Source organism: Burkholderia sp. Nafp2/4-1b (assembly GCF_003635165.1).
Classification (GTDB): Bacteria; Pseudomonadota; Gammaproteobacteria; order Burkholderiales; family Burkholderiaceae; genus Burkholderia.
Genome location: NZ_ML058597.1, coordinates 587,884 through 602,905 on the forward strand (window position 1 = coordinate 587,884; position 15,022 = coordinate 602,905).

Below are 15,022 nucleotides of genomic sequence, written 5' to 3' on the forward strand. Positions count from 1 at the left end.
ACGCAACCATGAAAAAACTTCTCGGCGCAATCGCGTTTCTGGTGGTGCTCGTCGGCGTATGGATCGTCCATGAGGGCGGCCTGTCGACCCTGATGCACGCGCACGACTCAGCCTCATCGGGCACGACGTCCGCGCAATCGGCCGACGCGGGCCAGCCCGCGCAGCCGTCGACATCGGGCAACGTGGTGCCGGCCGGCTTCACGCCGCAGGCGAGCACGCTGAAGTCGATCGCCGAAAACGGCCTCGTGCGGATCTCGGTGCAGAACCCGAGCGAGCCGTTCTTCGGCGAGGACAAGGGCGCGCCGCACGGCTTCAACGTCGAGTTCGCGCGGCTCCTGTTCGCGGATCCGTCGTTCTCGCACGGCGGCAAGCCGGTGGTCGTCGATACGCGTCACGAAGTCGACACGTACCCGGGCGTGCCGAAGCAATTGCTCGACACCGACGCGAAGGGCAACCACGTCGTCGACGTCGCGATGGACGGGCTGACGTTCGCGGACAACACGCCGGCGGGCGTCGTCTACTCGGTACCGTACGTCGACGATTTCGGCTATTCGCTGATCGTGCGGCAAGGCTCGGCGATCCGCTCGGCCGACGATCTGGCCGGCAAGACGGTCGGCATCCTGAAGGGCGACCCGGACGTGCGGGCGTTCGTCACGCGCCAGTATCCGAACGTGCGGTTCGTCGACGTCGACGATTCCGACCCGGCGTTCATCGCGAAGAGCCTCGACGGTCGTGCGGTCGACGCGTTCATCTACGACTACCCGTTCGCGGTCAGCTCGATCAAGGGCACCGACCTGAAGTTCGCGGTGACCAAGCTCGACGGCTCGAACCTCGCGTACAAGATCGGCGTGCGCGCCGACGACCAGGATCTGCTGATCTACCTGAACGCCGCGATCGCGAAGCTCAAGCAATCGCCGCAGTATCTCGAACTGCTGCGCAAGTACTTCGTCAGCGACCAGACGATGACGACCGCGGCGGCATCGGGCGAGCTCAACTACGTGGTGAAGGCGGGCGATACGCTGAACCTGATCGCGGCCAGCAAGCTCGGCAGCGGCCAGCGCTATCGCGAGATCCAGCGCCGCAACAACCTCGCGAACCCGAACCTGATCCTGGCCGGCCAGCATCTGGTGATTCCGGTCCGCTAGCCGCGGCGCGAAGTGGCGAAAGAAGGCAGGGGAAAGTGAAGCGACACGCGAGGCCCGCCGGAGAAGATCCGCCGGGCCTCGCGCCGTTGGGCATCAGTGGGTGATCGACAGGAACAGGTAAGCGGCGAACAGCGCCAGGTGCACGACACCGTGCAGCACCGTCGTGCGCCCCTGGCTCAACGTCAGCGTACTGACCAGCAGCGTGAGGGCCAGCAGCACAGTTTCCATCGCGCCGATGCCGAGCGTGAGCGGCTGGCCGACCCAGATGAACACCGCCGCGACGGTCGGGATCGTGAGCCCGATGCTCGCGAGCGCCGAACCGAGCGCGAGGTTCATGCTGGTCTGCAGGCGATTCGCGCGCGCGGCGGTCACGGCGGCGAGCCCTTCCGGCAGCAGCACGAGCGCGGCGATCACGATGCCGACCGCGGCTTCGGGTGCGCCGAGCTTCAGCACCGCATGCTCGACGGCCGGCGACAGCAGCTTCGCGAGCAGCACGACCGACACGAGACTCGCGAACAGCAGCACCATGCTGATGACCGCGGTGCGGTTGCTCGGCGCCGCCGCGTGCACGGTTTCGTTCGCGCTGTCGTGCGCGGCGAGGAAGTAGTCGCGATGGCGCACGGTCTGCACGAACACGAAAGCGCCGTACAGCACGAGCGACGCGACGCCCGCGAACGCGAGCTGCGATTTCGAAAAGAACGGGCCCGGCGCGGCGCTCAGGTAGTTCGGCATTACAAGCGACAGCACCGACAGCGACGCGAGCACCGCGAGCGCCTTGCTCGCGCCGCGGCCCTGGAAGTCCTGTTCGCCGTGCTTCCACGCGCCGACCAGCAGGCAGATGCCGACGATGCCGTTGCAGATGATCATCACGGCGGCGAACACGGTATCGCGCGCGAGGCCCGACTTCTCGGGCCCGGCGCCGAGCATCACCGACACGATCAGCGCGACTTCGATGACGGTCACGGCGACCGCGAGCACGAGGGTGCCGAACGGCTCGCCGACGCGGTGCGCGACGACTTCGGCATGGTGGACGGCGGCGAACACCGCGCCGGCGAGCGCGGCGGCGAACACCGCGATGACGAGGCCTTCGGCCGGCACGACGCGCGACAGCGCGAGTACCAGCCATGCGGCAAGCGGGGCCCAGAGGGTCCAGCGCGGGAGCTGGTTGGACGAAATCGGCATGGACGGTTTTCCTATGCGAGTGGCGGCGCGCGACGCGCCGTCACGGGTTGACGAAGCCCGGCCGGATGATCCGCCGAACGAGAACGATGAAACTGATGGGCGGCAGCACGGAGCGGCGCTGCCTTGGGTTCGCCGCGTTGACGCGGCGAGGGCGCGGGCGGGCCGAAGCCCGTCGCTGGGTGAAACGGTTCGATGCGACCGGAGGCCGATGGCCGCGCGTGCTGACGTGATGGTCGCCGCACCGATAGTTCGGAACCGACCGCGGAAGAACGGCGGGCGATGGACGGCGGCGGCATGACACGCGGTTTCCCCCTGAAATCCGGCGATTTGTCGAATTTTAGCAGGCGTTTCGGGGTCACTATCTCATATTCGAACCCTTTCATTGACCTTTCGGTTTGCAAAAAGTGCCCCGAGCATTCGATTTTTTTGTCTTTGCACTTTGCATAACGGTCTCTTGCACGACAAATTCGGGCTCGCCCTGACATAAATATACCGACCGGTCGGTTTATAATCGCTCGCACTTCCACTTCATGACGGATCGCAAGCGATGGCTGTTTCTTCTGCACATTCGGTGAATTCGGGCGCGCTGGCGCCGTCGGCGGTCGTCGGCGTGATCGGCGCGGGTGCGATGGGCGCGGGCATCGCGCAGGTCGCGGCGGCCGCCGGTCATACCGTGTTGCTGTACGACCTGAACGAAGCCGCGTGCGACAACGCGCTGGCCGGCATCCGCGCGCAGTTCGCCCGGCTAGCGGAGAAAGGCCGGATGGAACCGGCGCAGGCCGATGCGGCCGGCAGCCGGATTCGCGCGGTGCGCTCGCTGGCGGAGTTCGCGGGCGCCGCGCTGATCGTCGAGGCGGCGGCCGAGCGGCTCGACGTGAAGCGCGAGATCTTCGCGACGCTCGAGCGCCATGTCGACGATGCGTGCGTGCTGGCGACCAACACGTCGTCGATCTCGATCACGTCGATCGCGGCCGGGCTGCGCGCGCCGCAGCGCGTGGCCGGCCTGCATTTCTTCAACCCGGCGCCGCTGATGGCGCTCGTCGAGGTGGTCAGCGGGCTCGCGACTGCACCGGAGGTCGCGCAGACGCTGTACGACACGGCCGCCGCGTGGGGCAAGCGGCCGGTGATGGCTAAATCGACGCCGGGCTTCATCGTGAACCGCGTCGCGCGGCCGTATTACGCGGAGGCGTTGCGCGTGCTGAACGAGCAGGGCGGCACGCCGGCGTCGATCGATGCGGTGATGCGCGAGGCCGGTGGTTTCCGGATGGGGCCGTTCGAATTGATGGACCTGATCGGCCACGACGTGAACTTCGCGGTGACGGAGTCGGTGTTCCGCGCGTACTTCAACGATCCGCGCTATACGCCGTCGCTGATCCAGCAGGAGCTCGTGAACGCGGGCTTCCTCGGGCGCAAGTCCGGGCGCGGCTTCTATTCGTATGCGGACGACGCGACGCCGCCGGCGCCTGAGCTCGAAACGCCGCACGCCGCGCCGGCCGACGTCGTGCTGTTCGAGCAGGACGGCCCGGCCGCCGCGCTGCATGCGCGCCTCGCCGACCGCATCGCGGGCGCGCGGCAGAACGGCGCGCATGCCGACGAACTGCTCGCCGTGGCCGGCCGCGCGTCGATCGCGCTGACGGACGGCCGCACCGCGACGGCGCGCGCCGCGCAAACCGGCGTGGCCGACCTCGTGCTCGTCGATCTCGCGCGCGACTACGCGCAGGCCGGCCTCGTCGCGCTGACGCGCGCGCTTCAGTGCAGCGATGCCGCCTATGCCGATGCGGTCGGCCTGTTCCAGCAGGCGGGGTTCCGCGTCGTCGGCGTGGCCGACGTGCCGGGCATGGTCGCGATGCGCACCGTCGCGATGCTCGCGAACGAGGCGGCCGACACGGTGAACCAGGGCGTGTGCTCGCCGGCCGATCTCGATCTCGCGATGGAGAAGGGCGTGAACTACCCGTGCGGCCCGCTCGCGTGGGCCGATGCGATCGGCATCGGCCGCGTGCACCGCGTGCTGTCGAACCTGGCGGCGAGCTACGGCGAGGACCGCTATCGCGTGTCGCCGCGCCTCGCCGCGCTGCACGCGGCCGGCCGCCCGTTCCGTTCGTAGCCACCGGCCCCGTTACTTCGAATACGACAACGACATCACTCCACTGGAGGAGCACCCGATGACTCACCCTACGCACCCCGCCGCCGCCCTCGACCCGATCGAGACCGCCAGCCGCGACGAACTGCAGGCGCTGCAGCTCGAGCGCCTCAAGTGGTCGTTGCGCCACGCGTACGACAACGTTCCGCACTATCGTCGGACGTTCGACGCGGCGGGCGTGCATCCGGACGACCTGAAGTCGCTCGCCGATCTGGCGAAATTCCCGTTCTCGACCAAGAACGACCTGCGCGACAACTATCCGTTCGGCCTCTTCGCGGTGCCGCGCGAGCAGGTCGTGCGCGTGCACGCATCGAGCGGCACGACCGGCAAGCCGACCGTGGTCGGCTACACCGCGCGCGACATCGACACGTGGGCGAACGTGACCGCGCGTTCGATCCGCGCGGCCGGCGGCCGTCCGGGCGACACGCTGCACAACGCGTTCGGCTACGGGCTGTTCACGGGCGGCCTCGGCATTCACTACGGCGCCGAGCGGCTCGGCTGCATGGTGGTGCCGATGTCGGGCGGGCAGACCGAGAAGCAGGTGCAGTTGATTCGCGATTTCGAGCCGAAGATCATCCTCGTCACGCCGTCGTACATGCTGAACCTGATCGACGAGATGGTGCGGCAGGGAATGGACCCGGCCGAGTCGTCGCTGAAGATCGGCATCTTCGGCGCGGAGCCGTGGACGCAGGCGCTGCGCGACGAGGTGGAGACGCGCGTGGGCATCGACGCGCTCGACATCTACGGGCTGTCGGAAGTGATGGGCCCGGGCGTCGCGTGCGAATGCGTCGAGACGAAGGACGGCCCGGTGATCTGGGAAGATCATTTCTATCCGGAGATCATCGATCCCGTGACCGGCGAAGTGCTGCCGGACGGCAGCGAGGGCGAGCTCGTGTTCACGTCGCTGACGAAGGAAGCGATGCCGGTGATCCGCTACCGCACGCGCGACCTCACCGCGCTGCTGCCGCCGACCGCGCGCGCGATGCGCCGCCTCGCGAAGATCACGGGCCGCTCCGACGACATGCTGATCGTGCGCGGCGTGAACGTGTTCCCGAGCCAGATCGAGGAAATCGTCGTCGCGCAGACGAAGCTGTCGGGGCTGTTCCAGATCACGCTGTCGCGCGACGGCCACATGGACCGGCTCGACCTCGCGGTCGAACTGCGCTCGGAGGCCGCCGCCGGCATGACCGACGGCGAGCGCGCGGCGATCGCGCGCGAGCTGCAGCACCGGATCAAGACGATGATCGGCGTGTCGGCCGGCGTGACCGTGCTCGCCGCGGGCGGCATTCCCGCGAGCGCGACCGGCAAGGCCCGGCGCGTGATCGATCGCCGGCAGGCCGCCTGAGTTCCGCCGTTCCCTGTACTCCCTGAGGAAACCTGTTCGATGGATGGATTGAAGACCCTGGCCGTCGCCGTCGATGCGCGCGGCATCGCGACCGTCGCGCTGCAGCGCGGCGACGTGCTCAACGCGTTCGACGAGACGATGATCGCCGAACTGACCGACGCGTTCACGACGCTCGGCCGGCGCGACGACGTGCGCGCGATCGTGCTGCGCTCGGCCGGCCGCGCGTTCTGCGCGGGCGCCGACCTGCAGTGGATGCAGCGCGCGAGCGCGAACGACGCGGCGGCGAACCTGCGCGATGCCGAGCGGTTCGCCGCGATGATGCGCGCGATCCGGCAGTGCCCGAAGCCGACGGTCGCGCGCGTGCAGGGCCACGCGTTCGGCGGCGGCGTGGGCCTCTGCGCGGCCTGCGACATCGTGATCGCGAGCGAGCACGCGCGCTTTTCGGTCAGCGAGGCGCGCTTCGGCATCCTGCCGGCGGTGATCGGCCCGTACCTGGTCGAAGCGGTCGGCCAGCGCCAGGCACGCCGGCTCGCGCTGACCGCGACGCAGCTCGCAGCCGCCGAAGCCGTCGCGATCGGGCTGATCCACCAGGCCGTGCCGCTCGACGCGCTCGATGCCGCGCTCGACCGGACGCTCGCCGAACTGAGCCGCAACGGCCCGAACGCGCTGATGGAGATCAAGCGCTTTTTCGATGCGATCGGCGAGTACCCGCCGTCGGACGAACGCGCGGCATTCACCGCGCAGACGATCTCGCGCGTGCGGGCGACGCCGGAAGCGAAGGAGGGTTTCGCCGCGTTCTTCGCGAAGCGGCCGCCGGCGTGGGAGCCGGGCGCCGAATAAGGCCGTCGCGCGGCCCGCCGGCGCGGGCCGCGATTTGCGTCTCGGGCGCGGGCGCTTGCTCTACAATGCGTGACCCCCGGCCCTGACCGTTGCCGGCCCAGCCCCGACCGCTTGTTCGCCCCGATGATCGTCAACCGCCTTATCTCCGAGATCCTGTTCGGCTTCACCGGCCTGATCGGCATCATCAATCCGATCGGCATCGCGTTCCTGTTTCTCGAGCGCACCGAGGCGCTGACCGAGCACGAGCGCAACCTGCTCGCGAAGAAGGTGGCGTTCAACGCATTCATCGTGTTGCTGGTCGCGTTCTTCGCCGGCACGCCGGTGCTGCATTTCTTCGGGATCTCGATGGAAGCGCTGCGGATCGGCGGCGGCTTCGCGGTCGCGGTGGCCGGCTGGCAGATGCTGAACGAGCCGGACGGGCCGGCGGGCGGTGGCGACACGCCGATCAAGCCGATCGACGCGAACGCGATCATGACCCGCGCGTTCTTCCCGCTGACCGTGCCGCTGACGGTCGGCCCCGGTTCGATCGCCACCGCGATCGCGCTGAACGCGAACCGCACGCACAAGCTGTCCGAATTCATGCTGTCGAGCATCGTGTCGATCGCGGTGTCGGCGCTCGTCGCGGTGGTGATCTGGCTGACCTACAGCCGCGCCGCGCTGCTGTCGCGCTACCTCGGCATCGAAGGCACCAAGGTCGCGAAGCGCGTGTCGGCGTTCCTGCTGCTGTGCATCGGCGTGCAGATCATGCTGACCGGCTTCTCCGAATTCCTGCGGCCGCTCGCCGACCAGATCAAGTAAACCGTTCGTCCTTCAGCGCGTGACCCGGCGCGGAACTGCGCTGCGCGTCCGCGTGTTTGCTCCTGCACGGCACGTCGGCCTGTCTTCGAAACCGTGCTTCGTCGCGGCAAACCTGCGGTTCCCGTTCGTCCGTTCGGCCTGACCGGATAACAGACGGGCGTCGAATACGCGTTTGCGCGTCGCGCGCTACCATGCGACGTCCGGCGGATGCCTGATGCGGGGTGGGTGCCCGATGCAGCACCCGCGCCGCGCATCCGGCCGCAACCCCACTTCAAGGAGAGGCGTGCGATGGAATACGTGAAATTCGGGTCGACCGGGATGGACGTGTCGAAGCTGGTGCTGGGCTGCATGACGTTCGGCGAGCCGTCGCGCGGCACGCATCCGTGGACGCTGCCGGAAGCGGAAAGCCGCCCGATCATCCAGCGCGCGATCGAGGCCGGCATCAATTTCTTCGATACCGCGAACATGTATTCGGACGGCACGTCGGAAGAGATCGTCGGCCGCGCGCTGCGCGACTTCGCGAAGCGCGACGACGTCGTGATCGCGACCAAGGTGTTCTACCGGATGCGGCCGGGGCCGAACGGCGCGGGGCTGTCGCGTAAGGCGATCATGACCGACATCGACCAGAGCCTGAAGCGGCTTGGCACCGACTACGTCGACCTGTACCAGATTCATCGCTGGGATTACGGCACGCCGATCGAGGAGACGCTCGAGGCGCTGCACGATGTCGTGAAGGCCGGCAAGGCGCGCTACATCGGCGCGTCGTCGATGTACGCATGGCAGTTCGCGAAAGCGCTGTACACGTCGAAGCAGAACGGCTGGACCCGCTTCGTCAGCATGCAGAACCACCTGAACCTGCTGTATCGCGAGGAAGAACGGGAAATGCTGCCGCTGTGCGAGGCCGAGGGCATCGCGGTGATTCCGTGGAGCCCGCTCGCGCGCGGCCGTCTGACGCGCAACTGGGACGAGTCGTCCGGGCGGCAGCAGAGCGACGAGGTCGGCCAGCGGATGTACGACGCGACGGCCGATGCCGATCGCGCGATCGTCGAGGCCGTCGCGGCAATCGCCGCCGCACGCAACGTGCCGCGTGCGCAGGTCGCGCTCGCATGGGTCGCGCACAAGCGCGGTATCACCGCGCCGATCGTCGGCATCTCGAAGCCGCATCATCTGGACGATGCGCTCGGCGCACTGCAACTGAAGCTTACGGCCGACGAACTCGCGACGCTCGAACGCCCGTACGTGCCGCACGCGGTGGCCGGTTTCAACTGAGTTCGACCGGGCGGCGAAACCGGCGGGATGTCGCGGCCGTGCGCGCCGGCGGGCCTTCGGCCTTCGGCGTTCAGCGCGCGGCGGCGAGCATCGGGTAGGTGAAGAGGGCGAAGTGGATCGCGTTCAGCCCCGCGTGCGCGAGCGCGGCCGCGAGCAGCCCGCCGCGCCGCCATGCGAGGCCGTAGCCGATGCCGGCCACCGTGCCGAGCACGATCCAGTGCCAGCCGGCGGCCGCGTGCGCGGCGCCGAACAGCATCGCGCCGATCGCCAGCGCGACCCACGGCCCCCAGCCGAACTGGCCGAGCACGCGCGTGAGCCCGCCTTGCACATAGCCGCGGAACAGCGCTTCCTCCGCGAGCGTCACCAGCAACACGTTGTTGACGAGCCACATGCCGCCCGACGCCGGCCATTTGGGCGCCCAGCCGACCATCCCGACCGCGAGCGCGCCGATCAGGCAGGCCGCCGCCGTCGCGACGCCGGCCACCAGGCCGATGCGCAGCGCGCGTGCCGGCGGGACGTCCGGTGCCACCCACGGCAGCACCCACAGCAGCCACAGGCCGACGAGCGGCTTGTCGAAATTCAGGTACATCGAAAACGGCACGGCGTCGGGCGTGAAACGCGTCGGCTCGATCACGCGCGGATTGTGGAAGCCGGGAATCAGGTGCAGGCTCAGCGCCACGGCGAGCGCGGCAAACAACACGTGTGCGGCGATCCGCACCGCGCGCGGCCGGGCCGGCGCGACGCCCCAGGCGGCGGCCACGAGCAGCGCGAGCGGCGCGAGCACGATCGGCGACAGCTTGCCGAATGCCAGCGCACCCGCATAGCCGAGCGCGGCGACGGCGATGCTCAGGCCATGCAGCGGGCGCTGCCACGCGAACGCGGCGGCTGCGAACAGTGCAAGCCAGATCGTGGCACACGGGAGAAGCGAAAGAGACATGGGGCGATGCAGGGGCGAATGAGACGCCGCGCATCATACCCCAGCAACCGTGACCGGCTGCGGCGCCTGCCGCCCGGCGCGGGCGGCCCGGCGATCAGCGGCCGGCGACCTCGGTGACGCCGTCGCGGGTCGGGATGTCGACGCTGTTGCGCTCGCGCATCCGCCGCCGGTACCAGAAGGTCCACAGCATCAGCGTGCCGAACACCGTGTAGCCCATGATCGGCGACACGACGAGCACGCGCTCGACGGGCCAGGTAACGACCATCCACAGGCGCACCAGCATCTCCAGCGTCATGCACGCGCCCCATACGAAGGTCATCAGCCGGAGCATCTGGCGAAGCCCCGGCTGCTCGGTCCAGACGGCCTCGAAACGCGCGGCGCCGCCGGTCATTTCGCGCGCCACCGTCGCACGCGCGAGATAGAAGATGAGAGGGCGCTCGCGGAACAGCGAGAGCAAGAACACGACGCCGATCGTGCCGGACGCGAGCGATTCGCGCATCAGCAGCGTGCGTGCGCTGCCGCCGAGCGCCATGCCGGCGATCGACAGCGCGATGCCGAGCAGCACGACGGCGGCGACCGCGTCGACGCGGCGCGAGCGGATGAATTCGACGATGGTCCAGACGATCGGCGGAACCGCCGACGCGTACAGCGCGCCGGTTTCGCCGAAATACGGGTGCGCGACCCGGTAGGCGACCCAGGGCAGCAGCAGGTTGACGACGAGTTCGAGGATCAGGCCGGCTCGTGGTTTCACGGATGCAGGCGCGCGGGTGGCGCGGAGCGGTGATGGCGCTTCGAGTATATCCAAGTCCGACCCCGCGCGTGGTGCTTTGCGCCGTTGTGCGTGCATCGAAATCGGGCGGGAACACGCGGCGCCCGGACGGCCGGACAGCGCCCGGCGTCGCAGGCCGCCGGGCGCCGCGTCCGGCCGTCACGCGGCGGTCATCGGTTCGTCGCGCCGGCGATCAAGCGGCCCGTGAAGGGGGCAGTCAACCGGCCAGTCAAGCGGTCGCCGGCTGGACGATGATCTTCACGTTGCGGTCCTTGTGGTTGACGAGTTCCTCGAAGCCGTGCGTGACGATGTCGCCGAGCGTGATGCGTCCGGTGATCAGCGGTTGCACGTCGATGCGGCCGTCCGCGATGAAGCGGATCACGTCCGCGAATTCGCCGTTGTACGCGAGCGAGCCGATCACTTCCTTCTCGGTCGACACGATATCGAAGAAGTTGAACGACGTCGGTTCCTCGAAGATGCCGACCATCACCGACTTGCCGGCCTTGCGGATCACGTCGATCGCGAGCTGCGCGGTGGCCGTGTGCCCGATGCACTCGAACGACACGTCGGCGCCGTAGCCGCCTGTCAACGCCTTGACCTCCGCGATCGCGTCGGATGCCTTCGGGTCGATCACGACCGTCGCGCCCACCTCGAGCGCCTTCTGCTTGCGCGCGGCCGACATCTCCAGCGCGATCACGCGCCCGGCACCCGCGGCCTTCGCGCACATGATCGTGCACAGGCCGATCGTGCCGGCGCCGACCACGACGACGGTCTGCCCGACGATATTGCCGGCCTTCTTCACCGCATGCAGCCCGACCGCGAGCGGCTCGATCAGCGCGCCGGCTTCGGTCGGGAAATTGTCGGGCAGTTTGTACAGCAGCTCGGCCGGCACGTTCACGAATTCGGCGAACGCGCCGTTGTTCATCAGCCCGGTGAACGCGAGGTTCTCGCAGATGTTGTACAGCCCGTGCCTGCAATACCAGCAGGTGCCGCAATGCTGGCACGCGTCGGCCGTCACGCGCTCGCCGAGCGCGAAGCCCGTCACGCCGGCGCCGAGCGCCGCGATCTCGCCGCTGAACTCGTGGCCGAGGATGCACTGGCCCTTCAGGCCCGTCAGCGGATGCGGCGCGTCGACGGGGATGAACACGGGCCCTGCGACGTATTCGTGCAGGTCGGAGCCGCAGATCCCGCACCAGTGCACGCGGATCTGGACCCAGCCGGCCGGCGGGTGCGCGGGAACGGGAACCTCTTCGACGCGGATGTCGTTGCGGCCGTGCCAGACGGCGGCCTTCATGCTCGGTGCGGTGTTCAGTGCCGGTGTACTCACGTTGCTGTCTCCGTCAGGTTGTCGTCGGACACGCGCGGCAGGGGCCGGTGCGTCCGTTGCGCGATTGCGCGAGCGACCGATATGCAGGAACGGGGCCAGCTTCGGATGGCGGCTGTGCGGCAACGGAGCAGCGTGGGGCGCTGTGCGGCGCAGCAAGCGAGCCGGCTTTGGTATCGAACGCTGTTGCCTAGGGGCAGCGTGGAAATTGCTGCGCTTGCGAGCGTGCGGCCTGCTGAGACGCCGGGACATTCGTCTCAGCCGTTTGAGACGAAACGTGAGACGCGCGGCCCGCGTCGGTGCCAGGCGCGCCGGCGACGGTGTCATGTTGCTCAGCCCAACGGCGAGGACGCGGATCCGGGCGACGCGCTGGGCCGCGCCGACCGGCTGCATTCGCGCGTTACTTGAGGTCCTTCCGGTACTGGATGAACCCCGCGTTGCTCGCGAGCTTGTCGTACAGCGCGCGGGCGGTCGTGTTGGTGTCGTGCGTGAGCCAGTACACGCGGCTCGCACCGGCTTCGCGGGCGCGCTCGTACACGGCTTCGATCAGCGCGCCGCCCGCGCCCTGGCCGCGTGCGTCGGCCGCCGTGAACAGGTCCTGCAGATAGCAGTACGGCCCTTCGGTCCAGCACGAGCGGTGGTAGATCGCGTGCACGATGCCGACCAGCGTACCGGCCGCGTCGAAGGCGCCGAGCACGAACATCGGTTCGGCGGGATCCATCAGGCGCGCCCATGTCGTCGCGAACACGGCGTCACTCAGCGCGGTGTCGTAGAACTTCTGATAGCCCTGCCACAGCGGGCGCCACGCGGCTTCGTCGGCGGCCACGAGCGGCCGGACCGTGACGCGTGTCGCATCCTTCGAGCGGCCGGCCGCATCGCGTGCCCGCGCCTGCGCGTGGCGGATCGCGACGAGCGACTCGCGCTGCGCGCCCTGCGCGTCGAAGTTCTCCGGCGCGAGCCACGCTTCGAACGCGGCGCGCACGTCCGGCCATTCGCCGTCGACGATCGAGAACCATGCGGTGTCGCGATTGCGGCCCTTGTAGACGATGGCCTGCCGGAACGTGCCTTCGTAACGGAAGCCGAGCCGGGCGGCGGCCTTGCGCGACGGTTCGTTGAGGTCGTCGCACTTCCATTCGTAACGGCGGTAGCCGAGCGTGTCGAACGCGTACTTCATCAGCAGGTACTGCGCTTCCGTCGAAATCGGCGTGCGCTTGAGCAGCGGCGAGAACGTGACGGAACCGACCTCGATCACGCCGTTGGCCGGGTCGATGCGCATCAGCGCGAGCGTGCCGACCGCGCGGTTGGTCGCGCGGTCGATCACCGTGTAGTGCAGCGGATCGGCGCTCGCCGCCGCGCCGCGCGCGTAGTCGCGGTAGCTCGACTCGTCGGCATACGGACCGTGCGCGAGATAGGTCCAGTCGCCGCCGTCGGGTGCCTGCGCGTACGCGGCGTACAGGTCGGCGGCGTGGCGGTCGGCGTCGAGCGGTTCGAGGCGGCAGTAGCGGCCTTCGAGCACGATGCGCTCGGGGCGCGGCCGCGCGGACCAGTCGGGAACGGGGCGGCCGATGGGCTGCTGGAAGTCGTTGGTGAGCGTGGACAAGGTCGATCTCGCTTCGGTTGGCGGCCGGCGACATGCCGGCATGCAGACGATCGTAGTCCCGGCGAGGTACCATGAGAAGCGCCAGACTATCGCAAATTTATGGTGCCACGATGGTGCTGCGACGGTGCCGATGGCGCTAGGTCAGCGCCACGATCGACGCGCCATCCACCGACACTTCCACGCCGCGACCACCCGATGACGACTGCCTTTCCTCCTGCTGACGCGCCGCTGGTGCCGCTCGACGCGCCGCTCGCGCGCACGGCCGGCGCGCCGTCCTTGCAGCGGCAATTGCTGCGCCGCGTGCGCGACGCGATTCTCGGCGGCGCGATGCCGGCCGGCACGCGGCTGCCGGGCACGCGCGCGCTGGCCGAGACGCTCGGCGTGTCGCGCAATACGACGGCGGCCGTTTACGAGCAGCTCGTTGCCGAAGGCTTCCTGCAATCCGACCGTCGCGGCACGCGAGTGGTCGGCCTGTCGCGGCCGGCCGCACCGCGCCGGCGGGTCGCGCCGCCGGCCGTCGCGCAGCGGCTCGGCCGGATGCGTCCGAGCCTGATCGGCACCGGCGAGTCGGAGGCCTTCCGGCCCGGCGTTCCCGCACTGGCGCATTTCCCGGTGGATGCGTGGCGGCACGCGATCGATCGCGCGCTGCGCCGCGCCGGCCGCGACCTGCTCGCATACGGCGACCCGCTCGGCGAGCGCGCGCTGCGCGAATCCATCGCGCGCCATCTGGCCGTGACGCGCGGCGTGCGCTGCGATCCCGAGCAGATCGTGATCACCGAAGGCGCGCAGGGCGCGATCGCGCTGTGCGCGCAATTGCTGACGAATCCCGGCGACCGGGTCTGGGTCGAGGAGCCCGGCTATCGCGGCGCGCGCACCGCGATGCAGGCGGCCGATCTCGACGTCGTGCCGATGCCGGTCGACGCGGAGGGGCTGCGCGCGGACGATGCGGACTGGCGCGAACGCACGCCGCGGCTCGTCTACACGACGCCGTCGAACCAGTTCCCGACCGGCGCGGTGCTGTCGATCTCGCGCCGGCTCGCGCTGATCGATGCCGCGCGCCGGCATCGCGCGTGGATCATCGAGGACGACTACGACAGCGAGTTCCGTCACACCGGCGAGCCGATCGGCGCGCTGCACGGGCTCGCGGCCGATTCGCCGGTCGTCTATCTCGGTTCGTTCAGCAAGACGATGTTTCCGGCGCTGCGGATCGGTTTTCTGGTGCTGCCCGACGCGCTGCTGGCCGCCGTGCGGCCGGCCCTGCCGGAGATGCTGCGCGGCGGCACGCGCCACGTGCAGCTCGCGCTGGCCGATTTCATCGAGACGGGCGAATACGGGCGGCATCTCGGGCGGATGCGCCGGCTGTATCGCGACCGGCGGCGCCTGCTGCTCGCCGCGCTGGACGACGCGTTCACCGTGCCGCATCAGGTCGAGGGCGGGCCGTGCGGGCTGCATCTGGCGCTGCGGCTGCCGGCGCGTTATCGCGACCGTGGGATCGTCGAAGCGGCGCGCGAGCACGGGATCGGGCCGTTTCCGCTGTCCGGGTTCTCGATCCACGCGACGTCGTCGGCCAACGGGCTCGTGCTGGGGTTCGGCAATACGCCGGCCGATGCGTTCGCGCCGGTGCTGCGGACGCTGTCGACGATCGCGCATCGGGTCGCGGGGGATTGAACCGC

The 15,022-nt window shown here is 69.3% G+C and carries 12 protein-coding genes; 7 read left to right on the plus strand and 5 right to left on the minus strand.

The window, feature by feature from the left end:
* Positions 1 to 8 precede the first annotated feature (8 nt).
* Positions 9 to 1,145 carry a transporter substrate-binding domain-containing protein gene (locus C7H84_RS02760; RefSeq protein WP_121857297.1) on the plus strand — a complete coding sequence of 379 codons (1,137 nt, stop codon included), beginning with the start codon at positions 9 to 11 and terminating at the stop codon, positions 1,143 to 1,145.
* A gap of 93 nt (positions 1,146 to 1,238) precedes the next feature.
* Here the strand turns inward: C7H84_RS02760 and C7H84_RS02765 are convergent, their stop codons facing one another.
* Positions 1,239 to 2,327 carry an ionic transporter y4hA gene (locus C7H84_RS02765; RefSeq protein ID WP_121857298.1) on the minus strand — a complete coding sequence of 363 codons (1,089 nt, stop codon included), beginning with the start codon at positions 2,325 to 2,327 and terminating at the stop codon, positions 1,239 to 1,241.
* Positions 2,328 to 2,874: 547 nt separating this feature from the next.
* Between C7H84_RS02765 and C7H84_RS02770 the strand changes: the two genes are divergently transcribed.
* From C7H84_RS02770 to C7H84_RS02790, 5 genes are all read left to right on the plus strand, one after another.
* Complete coding sequence (locus C7H84_RS02770; RefSeq protein WP_121857299.1) at positions 2,875 to 4,431, plus strand: 3-hydroxyacyl-CoA dehydrogenase; 1,557 nt, start codon at positions 2,875 to 2,877, stop codon at positions 4,429 to 4,431.
* A gap of 58 nt (positions 4,432 to 4,489) precedes the next feature.
* The gene (gene paaK, locus C7H84_RS02775) at positions 4,490 to 5,812 is read left to right on the plus strand and encodes a phenylacetate--CoA ligase PaaK (protein ID WP_121857300.1); all 1,323 of its coding nucleotides are present in this window, start codon (positions 4,490 to 4,492) and stop codon (positions 5,810 to 5,812) included.
* Between the two features lie 39 nt (positions 5,813 to 5,851).
* A complete protein-coding gene (locus tag C7H84_RS02780) occupies positions 5,852 to 6,652 on the plus strand; it encodes an enoyl-CoA hydratase-related protein (RefSeq protein ID WP_121857301.1) in 801 nt (266 codons plus the stop codon).
* A 123-nt stretch (positions 6,653 to 6,775) separates the two neighbouring features.
* Complete coding sequence (locus C7H84_RS02785; RefSeq protein ID WP_121857302.1) at positions 6,776 to 7,450, plus strand: MarC family protein; 675 nt, start codon at positions 6,776 to 6,778, stop codon at positions 7,448 to 7,450.
* Between the two features lie 288 nt (positions 7,451 to 7,738).
* The gene (locus C7H84_RS02790; RefSeq protein ID WP_121857303.1) at positions 7,739 to 8,719 is read left to right on the plus strand and encodes an aldo/keto reductase; all 981 of its coding nucleotides are present in this window, start codon (positions 7,739 to 7,741) and stop codon (positions 8,717 to 8,719) included.
* A gap of 70 nt (positions 8,720 to 8,789) precedes the next feature.
* On the opposite strand, the gene C7H84_RS02795 is transcribed toward C7H84_RS02790, so the two are convergent.
* The 4 genes from C7H84_RS02795 to C7H84_RS02810 form a co-directional block, all read right to left on the minus strand.
* Positions 8,790 to 9,656, minus strand: a complete 867-nt coding sequence (locus C7H84_RS02795) for a CPBP family intramembrane glutamic endopeptidase (protein WP_121857304.1) — start codon at positions 9,654 to 9,656, stop codon at positions 8,790 to 8,792.
* 94 nt (positions 9,657 to 9,750) lie between these two features.
* Positions 9,751 to 10,407, minus strand: coding sequence for a VC0807 family protein (locus C7H84_RS02800; RefSeq protein ID WP_121857305.1), 657 nt, complete (start codon positions 10,405 to 10,407; stop codon positions 9,751 to 9,753).
* A 247-nt stretch (positions 10,408 to 10,654) separates the two neighbouring features.
* Positions 10,655 to 11,719: a 2,3-butanediol dehydrogenase gene (locus tag C7H84_RS02805; RefSeq protein WP_121857306.1), complete on the minus strand. Its 1,065-nt coding sequence runs from the start codon at positions 11,717 to 11,719 to the stop codon at positions 10,655 to 10,657.
* Between the two features lie 430 nt (positions 11,720 to 12,149).
* Positions 12,150 to 13,349, minus strand: a complete 1,200-nt coding sequence (locus tag C7H84_RS02810; protein WP_121857307.1) for a GNAT family N-acetyltransferase — start codon at positions 13,347 to 13,349, stop codon at positions 12,150 to 12,152.
* A 195-nt stretch (positions 13,350 to 13,544) separates the two neighbouring features.
* Here C7H84_RS02810 and C7H84_RS02815 point away from each other — a divergent pair, with 195 nt between their 5' ends.
* Positions 13,545 to 15,017, plus strand: coding sequence for a PLP-dependent aminotransferase family protein (locus C7H84_RS02815; protein WP_121857308.1), 1,473 nt, complete (start codon positions 13,545 to 13,547; stop codon positions 15,015 to 15,017).
* The last annotated feature ends 5 nt before the right edge of the window (positions 15,018 to 15,022 follow it).